The organism is Colwellia sp. MB3u-55 (genome assembly GCF_014076785.1).
Taxonomy (GTDB): Bacteria; Pseudomonadota; Gammaproteobacteria; order Enterobacterales; family Alteromonadaceae; genus Colwellia_A.
In genome coordinates this window covers 20987-38030 of the sequence record NZ_JACGUS010000113.1, presented here as the reverse complement: position 1 = coordinate 38030, position 17044 = coordinate 20987, and the positions used below count along the sequence as shown (strand labels likewise).

Genomic DNA, 17044 nt, shown 5'->3' with positions numbered 1-17044 from the left:
CACATTTATTTACTAATCAGACTACATAAGTGATCAATAATTAAGTAGCATAGCCAGTAATTACAATTACATACTAACTGTGCCGGATATTATGACAGAACCCACATCGTTACCTAATGCTCCTGTAAAGCAAAGTGCTTTAAAACGAGTGACTTTAAAATTTTTTAGTTTATTAAATTCATTTAGAAAAATAATTATTAATGTCGTTTTTTTTCTGGTTTTATTTATATTTATCGCGGCACTTGGCAGCGATGATGACAAGACCGTTGTCCCTAACAATACAGCCTTAGTGTTAAATCTTACCGGAGATATCGTTGAACAAAAGAATGCGATTGACCCGATGGATGCTTTGATATCGGAAGCGTTAGAAGAAAAAGAAAAAAACCCAGAAGTTTTACTTAGCGACTTATTGAATGTCATTGAAAGAGCAAAAAATGACAGCCGTATAGAAATGATCGTATTACAGCTTCAAGGACTTAACAGCACGGGGTTAAGTAAATTACAAGACATTGCCCAAGCTTTAGAGACGTTTAAAGCGGCTGGTAAAAAAATAATTGCTGTTGGCGATCAGTATTCACAAGACCAATATTACTTGGCAAGCTCTGCTGATGAAGTATGGCTCAATCCTCGTGGTTGGTTGTTACTTGACGGTTATGGTCGTTATCAACTTTATTTTAAATCAGCATTAGATAAGCTTTCCATTAGCCAACATATATTTCGAGTCGGTACCTATAAATCTGCTGTAGAACCTTACATGCGCGACGATATGTCAGCGGCAGCTAAAGAAGCCAACAAATTATGGTTAACTGACTTATGGTCACAATATAAAAGTGATGTCGCAAGCAACCGAAAGTTTTCGATTAATAACTTTGATGAAAATGCTGATGTTTTAGTGGCAAAACTTGAGCAAGCTGATGGTAATATTGCGCAGTATGCTTTAGATAATCTTTGGGTTGACGCATTAAAAAATCGTCAAGAGATGAAGCTGTCTTTGATTAAACTTGTTGGAAAAAATTCTGCCGGTGATAGCTACAATCATATTAGTTTCAAACATTATTTGTCTGCTACTAAACCTATGTACCCAATGGTTAACCCAAATACCGATAAGGTCGCCGTTATTGTTGCTAAGGGGACTATTTTAGATGGTCACCAAAAACCAGGAACCATTGGCGGGGATAGTACAGCATCACTATTAAGAGAAGCACGTTTAAACAATAAGGTGAAAGCGGTAGTTCTTCGTGTCGATAGCCCAGGTGGAAGTGCTTATGCCTCTGAAATTATTCGTCAAGAAATTGAACTAATCAAGTTAGCAGGAAAACCTGTTGTTGCTTCAATGGGAACTTATGCCGCCTCTGGAGGCTATTGGATATCGGCACCTGCTGATAAAATAATCGCTTCTCCGGCAACAATCACCGGCTCAATTGGTATTTATGGATTTTTCATGACCTTTGAGAATTCATTAAGCAAACTAGGTGTTTACACTGATGGCGTTGGTACTACTGATATAGCAGGATTTGGTGTAACCCGCCCACTAACTGATGGCATGGCAAGAGTATTTCAATTAAATATTAATAGAGGCTATCAAGACTTCATTGGCCTTGTCGCCGAAAATAGAAATATGAGCCTTGAGCAAGTTGATAGTATAGCCCAAGGACGTGTCTGGTCAGGGGCAAAAGCGAAAGAGTTAGGGCTTGTTGATGAATTAGGCAACTTAACGACCGCTATTAATGCAGCAGCAGAATTAGCCGAGTTAGCAACGTTTGAAACCTTATTGATTGAAATAGAACAAACGCCAAAAGATCTTTTCCTGCAAGGGTTATTAGGTCAAGCGAAGACTTTCTTTCCTGAAACTGAAATAATAACCCTAAGTAATACGGATAAATTATTTTTAGAAATAAAAGCACAACTGTCTCACCTCAACATACTTAATGATCCGCAAGGGGTTTATTCCTTATGTATGACCTGTGAAATTAATTAGTTCGCAGTGATCTTAATCGCTTTGTTAGATTCACATGGAAGTGAATAGAGAACACTATTTAACAAGCGCACGTGATTATCAGACAAAACGAAAAGACAGTAATAATTCTAAGGTAACAACATGAAAAAACGCATTTATATCGCCTACACTGGCGGTACCATCGGCATGAAAAACAGCGGACAAGGTTGTGTTCCGGTAAAAGGACATTTAACCGAGTCAATTAATGGTACGCCTGATTTTCATCGACAAGAGATGCCTGATTTCACCATTAATGAATATTCACCATTAATTGATTCATCGAATATGACGCCGCAAGATTGGCAACGTATTGCCGATGATATAAAAGCTAATTACGATAATTATGATGGTTTTGTTGTTCTTCATGGTACAGATACCATGGCTTATACCAGCTCTGCGCTTTCGTTTATGTTTGAAAATTTATCCAAACCTGTCATTGTAACCGGCTCACAAATTCCGTTAAGCCAATTACGCTCAGACGGACAAGTAAATCTGTTAAATTCACTTTATATTGCGGCAAACTACCCCATTAATGAAGTGGGCTTATATTTTAATAATAAATTATACCGGGGTAACCGTTGCATTAAAGCTTACGCTGATGGCTTTAACGCTTTTGACTCCCCCAACATGTCGCCACTTCTAGAAGCTGGAATTAATATTAAGCTCCTTGAAGGTAAACTCAACGTTGCTGTTACTCAAGCATTCTCGGTCGCACAAATAACACCACAACCGATAGGTGTTGTTCATTTGTATCCAGGGATTTCTAGTGAACTAGTCGCCAACATTATCAAGCAACCGGTAAAAGCGTTAATTATTCGCAGTTATGGCGTGGGTAATGCGCCACAAGATGAACAGCTACTTGCTTGTTTAACGCAAGCTTATCATCAAGGAATTGTGGTGGTAAATTGTAGTCAATGCATAAAAGGGACTGTGAATATGGAAGGTTATGCAACGGGCGTCGCATTAAGTAAATGTGGTGTTGTCGGTGGTGGTGATATGACATTAGAAGCAACATTAACTAAACTACATTATTTACTCAGTAAAGAATTGCCTCAAGCTGAAATTTGTCGTCTTTTAAAAGAAAATCTTCGTGGTGAACTCACTACTCATTAAGCCTTTATGCTCTGGTTGCTATGATTAATAAACATGGCAGCCTCATTTATCTCTCATATATTTCCAAATACCTCCTTGCCTAAAGATAAAAATAAAAATATTTAAAAACAGCGACTTAAAATAACGTCAGTGCTTATGCTCGCCGGTTTAGAAGGAACACCCTTTAAATATACGGTTACGCGTTACTGGAAGATAGGATGAAATTCACATTAAGTATAACGGTAGCCTGCTTTAACACGCCTTAAAAAACTGGCTAAATTTAGTAAACACCTGAGAAGAAAAAGCCACTAAATAATCAGTGGCTTTGGGGTATCGTTAAGACTATTTAATGAAATAAACTCACATTCAACTGACATTAGACTCACATAAAACTAGCAGTAAATAGCTTTAACTCTGGCCAGTAATGGTAAATCATTTGCAGACAACGCCCCTAATTTTAACCATTCAATAAGCGATTTAGTTAAATCAATAGATTGCCCTGACAACATTTGATTTTGTAATAATTGTACTTGTACTTGCATTCGCTCGGCTTTAAATTCTGCAGGTGACTCTTTACTTGCTAAAATTTCAAGTTCAAGGGTTTTGTTACTTCTGTCAATCAGTTTGCTGTTTTGATAACACTCTTGTAAACGTTTCTGCCAAACATTGGGTAAATCTACCAGTGCTTCAGAAAAATCTGCTACCGTTTCAGGTTTATTAGTGGCTAAACTTTCTAAGCAATCAAAAACAAGTTGCCAAGTCTTGGCCTTTTTATTTTCTGTCATTTGCATGAGTCGTTGAAATATTTGGGCAAGTAATTTTTCAGCTAAAGTCACAGCACTTCTTATTACCGGACGTTGACTGGTAATTTTCACTCGTAATTCTTCAATACTTACTTGTAAATTTAATAACGCTGTTTCTGATATATCTGCGACTAGTTGTTGCTGATAGCTTTGTAATTGTTGTGATAATTCAATTTGTTGATTTTCACGGTTCGATTGTTCAAGTAACTTTGCTTCATCACGCTTTGCAAATAGCTGGTCATTCACTTTTCTAAATTTTTGCCAAAGCTGATTCTCTTCACGTTGACCGCTGTAACCAAGGGATTGCCATTGTGTTTGTAATTTTTTAACACTCTCAATCGCAGAGAAAACATCATCGTCATTCAATGCTTGAGTAACTTGAGCGATCAATAGGTTTTTGCTATCACTGTTACGTTGATGATAATTTCTTAATTCAGCTTTAACGGGTTGTAAGCTCGCCATAAACGATTGACTGAGTAAGTTGAATTTAGTTTTATCAACCTGCCCCGCGTTTTGCCATTGCTGTATTAATTTATTGAGTGTTGCATCTGTAAACTTCCAATCGATGGCTTCATTATCAATGCCTTCATTGAGTTTTGCAGAAAAGTCATTGGCAAAACTTTCGGCTTTACTAATAAGTTGTTGGCGAGATTCAAGATGTAGTTCACGTAACTTTTCTTGTTCTGCATAAAATAACCGACATGGGGCAAAAGCTTGTTCGCAAAGTGCGTTGAATTGATAATTTAACTCTTTTTCAATTGATTGTTCAGCATGTCCAAGTGAATTCCACGTAACACGGAATTGTTTAACTTTTGCCGCTTGCTCATTGGGGTTATCAATGGGCTGATCAACGAGTAACTTAATATCCACAAGTAACTGCTGTTTTCTAGGCGTAGCAATAGATTGCTCTAAATCACTTAATTCGGCAATTTTATCTGTTATATCATCAAAGTCACGTTGAACTCGTAATTTTTGCTCTTCTGATAAACCATCAAAATGTTTTTTAGCTTTTTTGAAAACACCAAAAGCCGCATTGTACTTACCTGTTATTATTAAGCGCTTTACGTCAGCAATTTTTTTCTGGCATTGTGATAAAAGTAAGCCTTGTTCTTTAATTAACAATTTTAGGCCTTGCTGCCATTGTTGTTTTATTTCTTTAAAGGCGTCAACAATAGATTGTGGTAATACCCCCGCTGCTTTTAGCTCAACAGTTTTCCATTCTTGTAACCACTGATCGAACAAAGGTTTACGCAGGTTCAATTCTTCAATATCTTTAGGTAAAGCGACTTGTGATATTTTTGAAATTAGATGGGTTGCATCACTCACCGATTGTGCAATCTCAGGCAATTGAGCCAGTTTTTTTGCTTGGGCTTTTACTAAAGCAATAAAGTGCTGTTGTTCTTTACTGTTTAAGATTGAAGAGGTTATTTCTCCACGTAATTGCTCAAGTTTATCTTGATACTCAGCTTCATCAAGGTCACCACTTTCAAAAATTGTTGTGGTAAGTTTTTTACTCATTTTATTAAGGGCACTATTAAAATGCTCATTAGCCAAACGTTTGTCTGCCACTAATTTTTCAGCAATGATTTCTTGTTGATGGGCTTCATGTAACGGAGAGAAATGCTTAATGAGTTGGCTATTAATTATTTTATACTTATCTGTAAAGTTTTCAGCTTCTGGCGAAGAGAGACAAGAGAAGTCTTGATAATAGTTTTTCCACTGCGTTTCTAATTCAGCTTGTTTTTCTTTGAGTTGCAGATAATCATTTACTTCTTTCAAAGCGAGTAACTTTGCTAAAACTAACTGCACACCTTTTTTAATTTTGTCAGGTTGCTCTGCCAACTGATGTAAATGCTGTAACTGTTGCTCAATATTAGTTTTTATTTTTTCATTACATGATTTTTTAAGTAATTTATCTAACACATCGAGAGGCAATTCTTGTTCGAGTAAATAAGCTTGTACGACTTCATCTTGCTTATGGGTAAATATTGAATGGGTTAACGATGGTTTATTAATTTTTTCAAATAAAGCGATAACAACATCAGCTTGTGCTTCATTTTGTAACCATAGTTCCAAGGACGGTAACTTATTATTACTTTTCAATAAGACTAATTTTTCTTGATTACTGATCGTTATTTCATGCTGACCAAGCAGAATTTTTTCTACTTGCTTAAGACAATATTCGCGGACTTTTTTATTGTCGTTGTCGATACTGTTTTTATGCCAGACAGTAAAGTCAGCCATTTTAATAAGAGCGGCGCGGCGCACTAATTCGTTAGGGTCTGTTTGTGCAAGGTTTGTTAATATAACTAAGTCATCAGGATTGCTAAGTAATAAATCTTCACTGATTGCCGTTAACCGAACATTGTGTTCTTTACTTTGCCATTTTGCTTTGAAAAATTTAGAAAAAATCATAAATCGGAAAACCTTGCAATATTATTGTCTGGGTTGTTTTTAAGATCAGCGAACTCGCTTTTCAACTGGCGTTTAGTTTTATCTACGATAAGTCCATCTGCGCCAACACTTAAGATTTGATCTGAGTTTAAATGTCTTGATTGATAAGCCATGGTAATTTGTAGCGCTGATGTTTTTTGTGCTGTATCAACTATAGTTCCCTCTGGCCATTTGCCCGTTTCAGCGGCACACTTTAAGCGCAAGTACATTTCTTCTGACATATCGTCTACTAATGAAATAATATCCATTGTTATATTTACAGCCTTTGTTTCTTAATTCTTACGAGAAAAGTTAATGTTAATTTCGGTATTTAAGCATCAGCAAACGAATGCGGGTTGCAATATACCAAATAAAGCCAACCACTGCCGCACCAATACTGATAAAATATTGCCATGTGCCCTGCTGTGCGTCTTGCCAATACAAAAACAGAAAACCACCACAAAAAAGCAACATAGCGATAAATGAGTGATTCATCAGTTTTTGAGATTGATCTATTTTGCTTAATTTTTTCATTGATGCTATTTGACTGGCATCAACTTTGGTCAAATCGATTTCACAATGAGAGCAAGACTTCGCTTTGTCAGATATCTTTTTCTTACAGTTTGGGCAATTAATTACAGCCATAGGAAGATAACGCTCCATAAAATAATTAGTGTTAATATTCTACCTAAATTTAAGCAAAAAAAAACGTCCTATTGGACGTTTTTTAAAGTAATTTCACTTTTATTGCAAATTAATAAAAGTAAATCAATTATAAATAAAATCACTTGTTTTTATTAAAACGATCTTCCCAGAACTTTGCTTTTTCAATACCTAGATTTTTAGGGTCAAAGGTAAATTTTGTCACCCCTAATTTCTGCTGACGTTCGTAATCTTTTAGTGCTTTAATCGCGGGTTTAGCCATAAAGAAAATGGCGATAAGTGCAAAGATATTCAACCATGCCATTAACCCAACACCTATATCACCAAGACTCCAAGCAGCACTTGGTTCTGCAACAGTCCCATAAAAGACAGCTGACATTAGCACCACTTTAAGGAAGAATCTAAGTACCGGCATTTTAATTGTTTTATTAATATAAGAAACATTGTTTTCTGCGATAAAGTAATAAGCTAGTACTGTTGTAAAAGCAAAGAAAAACAATGCAATAGCAATAAAGGGTTTACCGAAACCGGTTAAAACACTATCGACCGCAATTTGCGTAAAAGCAGGACCGCTAATAACAACGTCACTTGCTAAGTTACTAACAACAAAACTAGTCGCGCCTTCAGGCATAACATTATACGACTGTGTGATTAAGATCATAAACGCAGTTGCAGAACAAACAAATAAGGTGTCAATATAAACTGAGAAAGCTTGCACTAATCCTTGTTGCGCTGGATGTTCAACTTCTGCAGCAGCAGCAGCATGGGGTCCAGTACCTTGTCCGGCTTCATTTGAATAAACTCCGCGTTTAACACCCCAACCAATTGCAGCCCCAAAGCCCGCCATTGGCGTAAAAGCATCGGTAATAATTAGCATAAAGACACCGGGTAGCTGATCAATATGCAATGCTATGATAGTACAGGCAATAATAATGTAAGCAAGTGCCATAAAAGGCACCACAATTTGGGTAAAGTTCGCAATACGCTTAACACCACCAAAAATGATAAAACCAAGTAATAAAACAATAAATACCGCGGTATATACTTTAGTTAAAGGTAAGTCGCCCATAAAAGAGCTAACTGAACCACCGGCGCCAAACACATTGACCATAGCATCACCGATGCCGTTTGATTGCACAACCGGTAGTAAAACACCACAAGCGAGAATAGTTGATAAAGCAAATATCCAAGCATACCATTTCTGACCTAAGGCTTTTTCAATGTAGTAAGCTGGGCCACCACGGTACTGACCGTCCTCTTCTTCTTTATAGATTTGGGCATTGGTTGATTCGATATAAGCCGTTGCTGCACCTAAAAAGGCAACTACCCACATCCAAAATACCGCGCCAGGTCCACCAAAACCAATAGCAGCAGCAACCCCTGCAATATTACCAGTACCAACTCGTCCAGATAAAGACACCGCTAAGGCTTGAAAAGATGAGATACCCTTTTCTGAGCTTTTACCCGAAAGTAATAGGCGAAACATTTCTCTGAAATGACGTACTTGCGCAAATCGCGTTAAGACAGAGAAAAAGACCCCCGTTCCTAAACAGAGATAGATTAAGTACGGGCTCCAAATATAGCCGTTAATGGTATTTACAATCGCTTCCACATGACACTCCAGATTTATTATTATTATTATTTAATTTGTTGTTCGACATTTGAGGCCCGCTAATCATTTAAGCACAACTTGATATAGCACTTAAACGAACATCGACCTTCAATTATTGATTTTAGATAGGTTTAGCGTAAATCATCAACAACATGATAAATAGCCGTTAAAAAGTCACGACCAAATAAGCTACTACGCGTGTCTGACCAACCGACACTGCGGTCTGGTAATAAGTCATTATCTTTAAAAGGCATTTCTACAGTATAAGACAAACATTTGAAGTTATTACCAACCCAATTAGCACCCACAGTTAAGTTAGCTTGACCAGGCTCATCTTTATCATAACCTTTGTCATCTTGAAACTCAGGAGTTACCGCTAAAAGAATTGCTTTGAATTTTTCTTCTAAGGCTTTATGTTTAGCGTCATATGCGGGTACACCTTCACAGCCAGCGACAAAGTTAAACGGTAGAGCTTCATCGCCATGAATATCAAGAAACATGTCAACACCGGTAGCTAACATTTTCTCACGCACCAAGAATACTTCTGGACTACGTGCCATTGAAGGTTCTAACCACTCACGATTTAAATTAGTACCGATAGCATTTGTTCTTAAATGTCCTCGAACTGAACCATCAGGATTCATATTAGGCACTAAATAAAACACCGAACTGTCTAAGAGTGAGCGAGCAACGCCATCGTCTTCATCGAGCAAACGGTCAATAAAACCTTCCATAAACCATTCAGCCATACTTTCGCCAGGATGTTGACGAGCAGTAACCCAAATAACTTTCTTGTTGGGACCTTCTTCTCCAACTTTTAATACTGAAACATCGCGTCCATCGAGGGTTTGTCCTAAAACTTGCAACTGACAATCAATATCTAATTGCGCTTGATGCAGCAAGTCTTGATGACGTTCGTAGCTATAAGGAGCAAAATAAGCAAAATAAACTGAATCATATTCTGGGGTTAAAGTAATACTCAGTTTTTCTCCGTCAAATTCAGTTGGTACACGAAACCAGTGTTCACGGTCATAGGATGCCACTGCTTGATAATCTGTCCATCCTTCTGTGTAAGCAGAAGTTCCAGCATTCATTAAATGAAGGGTATGTTCACAACGTTCGGTATTATTAAGTTTAAAATGAAACCACTGATAAAAATCAGATTGGTTGTCTTTAACAATTTCAAGTTGAATATTATCGGCTTGGCTTGCATCAATAACGCGGATATTTCCACTATCAAAGTTAGAGGTAATTTGCATGACAGGATCTGCTATTTTTATTATGAATAGCCACAGTGTACACAAACAATGAAAAGATCAGAAGTAATATGCGTTAAAGTGTCCTAAGAAACAGCCCAATTTCAGAAGAATAGCCCATTGATTTTGCAATAACGGTATTTTTATCATCAATGACATAATAACTTGGATAACCTTCTATCTTGAATTGGTGCTTAATTTGCTCTGTGCCTAAGGCAATAGGGAAAGTTAACTGATGCTGGCTAGAAAATTCAAAGACCTCTTTTTTATCGACATAATCTAATGCAATGGCGATAACATTTATCTGTTGATTCTTTTCATATATCTCCTGAAGATTACCGATACTGACATGACATATTTGACACCAAGGAGCAAAAAAATAAATAATAGTAGTTTTGTTAAAATTGGCAAGTTCAATGGTTTTATCATCGAGCGTTTCTAACAAAACAGTTTGTGGCGTTATCTGTTCTCCCGATGATAGCATGTCTGATTCTCTTAACATTGTCAGTGCTTGAAAGATAGCTAAAAACACCACAGCTTGAATAAATAAACTCTTCAACACAACTCACCTTTATAAATAATATAATAACGAAATAGTTCTATTTATAGACCCGATCACCAGATTAAAAATTCAAATTAAAACAAAAAAAATCCAATACCTAGGCATTGGATTCTTATTGCTGTCAATAAAGAGGGGTTACCAAGTAGTGTTAGCCTATTTGTGTTAAACCATTCATATAAGGTTGCAATGCTGTTGGAATTTTCACACTACCATCAGCTTGTTGGTAATTTTCTAAAATAGCGACTAATGTACGACCAACCGCTAAGCCAGAGCCATTTAAGGTGTGCAATAATTCAGGTCTCTTCGTTTCACTGCTTCTAAAGCGTGCTTGCATGCGGCGAGCTTGAAAGTCACCCATGTTAGAACATGAAGAGATTTCACGGTAAGTATTTTGTGCAGGCAACCATACTTCGATATCAAATGTTTTAGTCGCACTAAAACCAATATCACCCGTACATAAAATAACGGTACGGTAAGGTAATTCTAATCTTTCAAGAATTTTTTCAGCATGACCTGTTAAGGCTTCTAACGCAGTAAATGAATCTTCAGGCTTAACAATCTGCACCATTTCAACTTTATCAAACTGATGCTGTCGAATTAGACCGCGAATATCACGACCACCTGAACCGGCTTCACTTCTAAAACATGGCGTATGCGCACACATCTTAATAGGTAATTCGGCTTCTTCTACAATTTCATTTCTTAATAAATTCGTTAAAGGGACTTCTGCCGTAGGGATCAAAGAGAATTTTTTATTACTTAAATCCGTGTGAAATAAATCTTCACCAAATTTAGGTAATTGTCCTGTGCCGTAAAGTGAATCTTGATTAACTAAATAAGGCACGTACATTTCTTGATACCCATGCTCTTCGGTATGAACATCAAGCATTAACTGTGCAAGCGCACGGTGCATTTTAGCAATTTGACCACGCAAAACCGCAAAACGTGTGCCAGCAAGTTTTGCACCACTTTCAAAATCTAAACCGTTGCCAATACCAGCACCAACATCAACATGATCTTTAACTTCAAAATCAAAAACGCGAGGTGTTCCCCAGCGCTTAATTTCGACATTGTCATCTTCATTTGCCCCCTCAGGGACTGAATGATCGATTAAGTTTGGCACCGCTGATAGAATATCATCAATTTTAGCAAGCACATCATCTTGTTCAATTTTTGCAGCATCGAGATCAGCACCTAATTGACTCACTTCAGCTAATAATGGCTGAATATCTTCTCCACGCGCTTTAGCTTGGCCAATAGATTTTGAACGGGTATTGCGTTGATTTTGTAATTCTTGAGTTTTGATCTGAAAAGCTTTTCGTTGCTCTTCTAAATCGATTAATAACGCAGTATCTAAAGAAAAGCCACGTTTCGCTAATTGTGCCGCAGTGGCTTCGATATCATTTCTAAATAATTTTGGATCAAGCATTTTATTCACATCTACAAGTTAAGTGGTTGTTTATTTATTTTAGCTCTGCTTACTTAGTCGCATAAGTTACTAAGTAAAGCCCAATACCAGCAGCAAAAATACATAAGCTGACATTAAGTAATATATTTATCATGCCTTTTAGGAATTCACCTTGTTGCATTAACAAAAGTGTATCCAATGAAAAGGTTGAAAATGTGGTGAAAGCGCCTAGAAACCCGATACCTATTAGGGTTCGGTAGACACTTACTTCCATTACACCATTTTCAATAAGACCATATAAGGTGCCCATGATTAATGAGCCGGAAATATTAACCGCCAATGTCGCAAAAGGGAAACCTTTTCCGAGCCAATTCAATATTAATTGCGAAAAATAAAAGCGTAGACTTGCCCCACACGCTCCGCCAAGTGCTACAAATAGATATAATGAAAAGGTACTAATGGTATTAGTCATAACGTTTATTATTACTTTGGTTATTTAATTCATTGAGAAAATTTTGTTTATCTTTTAACTGTTTTTCCAAGCCACGGTCTGTTGGTTGATAAAGTAAGGTATGTTGTAAGGATTCAGGAAAATAATTTTCTCCTGCAGCAAAACCATTATCTTCATTATGAGCGTACCTATACTCGCTGCCATGACCGAGTTCTTTAGTGATACTACTGGTGGCATTTTTTAAATGAAAGGGTACGTCGAGCTCTGCAGTATTTTTAGCAAGCTCTTTGGCCTGGTTGAAAGCCATATATACGGCATTACTTTTCGGTGCTAAAGCCATGTATACAGTTGCTTGAGCTATCGCTCGCTCGCCTTCACTAGGTCCGACACGCTGAAAAGTATCCCAAGCATTAATAGCGAGTTGCATTGCTCTAGGGTCTGCATTGCCAATGTCTTCACTGGCGATCGCTAACAACCGACGGGCGACGTAAAGTGCATCTCCGCCTCCAGCTAATATTCTCGCGTACCAATAAAGTGCAGCATCAGGTGAGCTACCGCGCACAGATTTATGAAAAGCACTGATCAAATCATAAAAGGCATCACCACCTTTATCGTATAAAGCAATTTTATTGCCTGCTACTTGCACAACAGTTTCTAAGGTAATGGTAATATTGGATCCTGACAGAATATCAACGCAGTTTTCAAAGACATTCAATAGACGTCGTGCATCGCCATTAGCCAAGGTTAATAATTGCTGCTGGGCATTATCGGCAATAGATATCTTGATGTTTTTGCTGTTTTGCTGATTTTCACAAGCACGCGTTAAAATAATAGATAAGTCTTCACGCGTTAATTTTTTTAAAGTATAAACACGTGCACGTGATAAAACCGCTTGATTAAGTTCAAAAGCGGGGTTTTCAGTGGTCGCGCCAATAAAAATAATGGTGCCATCTTCAATAAAAGGCAAAAAAGCATCTTGCTGTCCTTTATTAAAACGGTGAACTTCGTCAACAAATAATACCGTGCGTTTTTTATGGCGCAGCAAACGTTGCTTAGCATTATCTATCGCTTGACGTATATCTTTAATACCTGAGGTTACCGCCGATAAACGTTCAACCTCGGCATTTGCATGACTAGCGATAATTTCTGCTAGGGTGGTTTTACCTGTACCCGGCGGCCCCCAAAAGATAACAGAATGACACTTCCCCTGCTCAATCGCGATCGTTAACGGCATACCTGGCGATAAGATATGTTGTTGACCTTGATAATCGGCTAATGTTTTAGGGCGAAGTTTGGCCGCTAATGGTTGAAACTGATCATCTTCATTGTCAGTTTCAATGATTACTTCATCAGCGAAATCTAAAGGTAAAGAGCCATTAGCGTCGTCGTTAGCGTTGATCATCTAACTCAACACCTTCGGGTATTTTAAAGGTAAATAGTGCACTTTCTGGAACAGTTACTTGATCAAACTGTGAAAGTTTAAACAGACTTAATTGCCCTGTTGCATCTAGAATAGTAAAACTATTAAGCATATTACTATTTTTCTTAAAACGTAATTCTAACGTCTTCACTTGGGCATTATTATCATTAGCATGAATGAGGTAATTGTTTTCATCGGTTGAGCTAACGCTATAATGTTGCCATAGTGTCGGATCGCTGCTTGTTAATAATAAAATAGGAGTGTTGAATAACGCTTTTTCTAAAAGATAAGCACTAACCTGCTCTACAAATGGGTCAAAAAACCATAAGGTGTCACCATCTGAAACGATTAATGACTCATCTGGTTCTGCCGTTTGCCAGTGTACTAAGTTAGGCTTTTTAACCGCCAAAGTACCCATAGCGTTTTGTAACTCATTACCTTCGCCATCCAGAACTTGCTGGTTAAAATTTGCAGTAAAATATTCAAGCTTTGCTAATTTTTGCATTAAATTACTTTTAATAATTAAAGCATCGTTGCTTGGCTTTTCTATAAAATTGGTCGGTTCATTGAACGGTAAAGCAAAAACGGAGGTACTTGCGCTGCTTAATACAACTACAGAAAAAAATGATAAAAGTGCTGTTTTTTTTAGGGAAAAATTCATTCAGTAATCCTTATAACTTGACAAAATAAGTCAGGAAAAATAACACCTACAAATCTCTTACAGGTGGTGGTGCTAATACTTCACGGGCACCGTTATGGCCTGGTGAACTTACCACACTTTGGTTTTCCATATCTTCAACAATGCGTGCTGCACGGTTATAACCAATTCTAAATTTACGTTGCACACTTGATATGGAGACACGTCGACCTTTAGTGACAAATTCAACCGCTTCGTCATACAAGGTATCCAGTTCAACCGCTTCATCGGCTTCGGCTTGCTCACCGGGTAACAAAATTTCATTATCAGCATCACCTGACAATATTTCTTCAACATAATTAGGTTCTCCACGAGATTTCCAATCGGCAACAACAGCATGTACTTCGTCATCGTTAACAAAAGCGCCGTGAACACGCACAGAAACAGCCTCGCCAGGCGGTAAATAAAACATATCTCCCATGCCTAATAGTTGTTCAGCACCTTGTTGGTCAAGAATGATACGTGACTCCATTCTTGATTGTACTCGCAGTGCCATACGGGTTGGAATATTAGCTTTAATTAACCCCGTAATTACATCCGCTGAAGGACGTTGAGTCGCTAAAATTAAGTGCATACCCGCCGCTCGTGCTTTTTGAGCAATACGCGCAATAAGTTCTTCGACTTTTTTGCCTGCAACCATCATCATATCGGCAAATTCGTCAACGAGAATAACAATCGCAGGCAACTTTTCTAACAAAGGTGGCGTTTGCGTAAAAGCATCATTAGGTTGCCAAGTAGGATCGATTAACGGCTCTCCAGCTTCAATAGCATTGAGCACTTTCTCATTGTAGCCTTTAAGGTTACGTACTCCTAGAGATGACATAAGTTTATAGCGGCGTTCCATTTCACCGACACACCAGCGCAGCGCGTTGGCCGCTTCTTTCATGTCGGTTACCACTTCAGCTAACAAATGTGGGATACCGTTATAAACAGAGAGTTCAACTTGTTTGGGGTCGATCATTATCATCCGCACATCTTCAGGTGTGGATTTATACAATATACTAACAATCATGGTATTAACCGCAACTGACTTCCCTGAGCCTGTTGTTCCTGCCACTAATAAATGTGGCATCTTAGCTAGATCGGCTATCACGGGTTTACCTGAAATATCACTACCAATCGCCATGGCTAAATGGGATCTTGATGCAGCAAATGCCGGAGCAGAAATGACATCAGTAAAATACACCGTTTCTCTATATTTATTAGGTAACTCAACACCAATAACAGATTTACCTTCAATAACTTCAACGACACGAACACTTTTAGCGGATAAGGAACGGGCAATATCTTGCGACAAACCGCTCACTTTACTGGCTTTAACGCCTGGCGCTAAATTTAATTCGAAGCGGGTAATAACAGGTCCGGGATAAACACCAACGACCTCAGCTTTCACACCAAACTCTAAGAGCTTTTCCTCAACTAGTCGACTGACTAATTCAAGCTCTTTCTCGTCAATAGGATTTTCAGTCCGGTTGGGGCGATCTAATAAATCAAGTCCAGGTAGTCCTTGATAAGTTGCACTATCTCTTTTTACCGCGACCTTTATGGGCTCTTCAACATTGATGGGTTCAACTTTCTCAAAGGCAGCCGTTATTTCATCATCGCTAACATGTTCTTGAACATTAAAAGCGAGTGGTTCACCGATAAGGTCATCTATTGCGACAAAGTGCTCAATGTCCTCTTCGAGATCAAAAGAAAGATCTTTTTTACTCGGTGCAATAATGTCTTCATGTCTTTGTTCATTTATCACATCAAAAGCATGATGTAGCTCTTCGTTTTCATCTACTAGATTTTCATCTACTTGAAAACTTGCCGGTTGTTTTTCAGTAAGCTCAGGTAAAGCCACTGGCTGTTCTTTTTTCTCAACAGTACTAACCAATACATGTTTCTTTACTTTTTCAGTCTTCAAGGCAGTGAAGTAGGCTTGTAGTTTTTCAGGTATCGTTAATAAATATTGGGCGAATAATATTGTATAAGCACCGGTTTTATCAATAAAGGCGATCAATGAGAAACCGGTTAGTAGCACAAAACCAGAGAGGAGAAAGGTCAAGAATAATAAAGTACTACCGACAAAAGAAAAATATGGCAGCACCGTTTGACTTAACGCGTCACCAATAATACCACCGGCTGAAAAGTAAAAGACATCATCAAAATTCATACTGGCGATTGATGTTATACCAATATAAAAAAGAATAAAGCCAATACACTTTAACCCTAAGGTTAAGTAATCTAATTGAATTAAGCGATGATATTTTTGAAACAATAACCACCCTGTTACTGCGGTAACAAAGGGCAGACTATAAGAAATAAAACCAAATAGGTTTAACAATAAGTCAGAAATATAAGCGCCAACAGCGCCGCCTAAATTACGAATAGGTGTTTGATAACCACTTTGAGACCAACCAGGATCAGCGGGGTTAAAGCTGAATAGCGCTAACATAATAAACATGGCAAAAAGAAAAGAAACCAACAAACCAGCTTCTAGTAATCGTTGCACACCATTTAATTTACTTTGAGTAGGAGATTCTGTAGACAATATAATAAACCGAGTTAATAACTATTTTATAGCCATACCACTCAAGTTGCAGTAATACGGGTATGTTTATATACAGTAAAATAACAAACTATTGTAAGGAGTTAAATGTTTAAAT

13 protein-coding genes are annotated in these 17044 nt (G+C 37.7%); 2 read left to right on the top strand and 11 right to left on the bottom strand.

Annotated elements, in window-relative coordinates; genetic code table 11:
• Positions 1–91 precede the first annotated feature (91 nt).
• On the top strand, positions 92–1978 hold the full coding sequence (gene sppA / locus H4J66_RS09750) for a signal peptide peptidase SppA (RefSeq protein ID WP_182173789.1): 1887 nt from the start codon (positions 92–94) through the stop codon (positions 1976–1978).
• A gap of 120 nt (positions 1979–2098) precedes the next feature.
• Complete coding sequence (ansA, locus tag H4J66_RS09745; protein WP_182173786.1) at positions 2099–3109, top strand: asparaginase; 1011 nt, start codon at positions 2099–2101, stop codon at positions 3107–3109.
• Positions 3110–3480: 371 nt separating this feature from the next.
• Here the strand turns inward: ansA and H4J66_RS09740 are convergent, their stop codons facing one another.
• The 11 genes from H4J66_RS09740 to H4J66_RS09690 form a co-directional block, all read right to left on the bottom strand.
• A complete protein-coding gene (locus H4J66_RS09740; RefSeq protein WP_182173783.1) occupies positions 3481–6306 on the bottom strand; it encodes a DUF349 domain-containing protein in 2826 nt (941 codons plus the stop codon).
• Positions 6303–6593 carry a YeaC family protein gene (locus tag H4J66_RS09735; RefSeq protein WP_070373547.1) on the bottom strand — a complete coding sequence of 97 codons (291 nt, stop codon included), beginning with the start codon at positions 6591–6593 and terminating at the stop codon, positions 6303–6305. Before H4J66_RS09735 ends, H4J66_RS09740 begins: the two co-directional genes overlap by 4 nt.
• 49 nt (positions 6594–6642) lie before the next feature.
• Positions 6643–6969 carry a hypothetical protein gene (locus tag H4J66_RS09730; protein ID WP_182173780.1) on the bottom strand — a complete coding sequence of 109 codons (327 nt, stop codon included), beginning with the start codon at positions 6967–6969 and terminating at the stop codon, positions 6643–6645.
• A gap of 139 nt (positions 6970–7108) precedes the next feature.
• Positions 7109–8599 (bottom strand): sodium:alanine symporter family protein, encoded by a 1491-nt coding sequence (locus H4J66_RS09725; RefSeq protein WP_182173777.1) that lies wholly within the window; start codon positions 8597–8599, stop codon positions 7109–7111.
• Positions 8600–8730: 131 nt separating this feature from the next.
• A complete protein-coding gene (locus H4J66_RS09720; RefSeq protein ID WP_182173774.1) occupies positions 8731–9858 on the bottom strand; it encodes a carboxypeptidase family protein in 1128 nt (375 codons plus the stop codon).
• Between the two features lie 73 nt (positions 9859–9931).
• The gene (locus tag H4J66_RS09715; protein ID WP_310650649.1) at positions 9932–10417 is read right to left on the bottom strand and encodes a TlpA disulfide reductase family protein; all 486 of its coding nucleotides are present in this window, start codon (positions 10415–10417) and stop codon (positions 9932–9934) included.
• Positions 10418–10565: 148 nt separating this feature from the next.
• Positions 10566–11846 carry a serine--tRNA ligase gene (gene serS / locus H4J66_RS09710; protein ID WP_182173771.1) on the bottom strand — a complete coding sequence of 427 codons (1281 nt, stop codon included), beginning with the start codon at positions 11844–11846 and terminating at the stop codon, positions 10566–10568.
• A 49-nt stretch (positions 11847–11895) separates the two neighbouring features.
• Complete coding sequence (gene crcB, locus H4J66_RS09705; RefSeq protein ID WP_182173767.1) at positions 11896–12297, bottom strand: fluoride efflux transporter CrcB; 402 nt, start codon at positions 12295–12297, stop codon at positions 11896–11898.
• Positions 12290–13678 carry a replication-associated recombination protein A gene (locus H4J66_RS09700; RefSeq protein WP_182173764.1) on the bottom strand — a complete coding sequence of 463 codons (1389 nt, stop codon included), beginning with the start codon at positions 13676–13678 and terminating at the stop codon, positions 12290–12292. Before H4J66_RS09700 ends, crcB begins: the two co-directional genes overlap by 8 nt.
• Positions 13665–14357: an outer membrane lipoprotein chaperone LolA gene (lolA, locus tag H4J66_RS09695; protein WP_182173761.1), complete on the bottom strand. Its 693-nt coding sequence runs from the start codon at positions 14355–14357 to the stop codon at positions 13665–13667. Before lolA ends, H4J66_RS09700 begins: the two co-directional genes overlap by 14 nt.
• Positions 14358–14403: 46 nt before the next feature.
• On the bottom strand, positions 14404–16929 hold the full coding sequence (locus H4J66_RS09690; protein WP_259369104.1) for a DNA translocase FtsK: 2526 nt from the start codon (positions 16927–16929) through the stop codon (positions 14404–14406).
• Positions 16930–17044: the final 115 nt, after the last annotated feature.

Excerpts from the sequence above, each read along its gene's own strand:
- sppA (WP_182173789.1), top strand. The coding sequence starts at position 92 with ATGACAGAACCCACATCGTTACCTAATGCTCCTGTAAAGCAAAGTGCT.
- ansA (WP_182173786.1), top strand. The coding sequence starts at position 2,099 with ATGAAAAAACGCATTTATATCGCCTACACTGGCGGTACCATCGGCATG.
- H4J66_RS09740 (WP_182173783.1), bottom strand. The coding sequence starts at position 6,306 with ATGATTTTTTCTAAATTTTTCAAAGCAAAATGGCAAAGTAAAGAACAC.
- H4J66_RS09735 (WP_070373547.1), bottom strand. The coding sequence starts at position 6,593 with ATGGATATTATTTCATTAGTAGACGATATGTCAGAAGAAATGTACTTG.
- H4J66_RS09730 (WP_182173780.1), bottom strand. The coding sequence starts at position 6,969 with ATGGCTGTAATTAATTGCCCAAACTGTAAGAAAAAGATATCTGACAAA.
- H4J66_RS09720 (WP_182173774.1), bottom strand. The coding sequence starts at position 9,858 with ATGCAAATTACCTCTAACTTTGATAGTGGAAATATCCGCGTTATTGAT.
- serS (WP_182173771.1), bottom strand. The coding sequence starts at position 11,846 with ATGCTTGATCCAAAATTATTTAGAAATGATATCGAAGCCACTGCGGCA.
- crcB (WP_182173767.1), bottom strand. The coding sequence starts at position 12,297 with ATGACTAATACCATTAGTACCTTTTCATTATATCTATTTGTAGCACTT.
- H4J66_RS09700 (WP_182173764.1), bottom strand. The coding sequence starts at position 13,678 with ATGATCAACGCTAACGACGACGCTAATGGCTCTTTACCTTTAGATTTC.
- lolA (WP_182173761.1), bottom strand. The coding sequence starts at position 14,357 with ATGAATTTTTCCCTAAAAAAAACAGCACTTTTATCATTTTTTTCTGTA.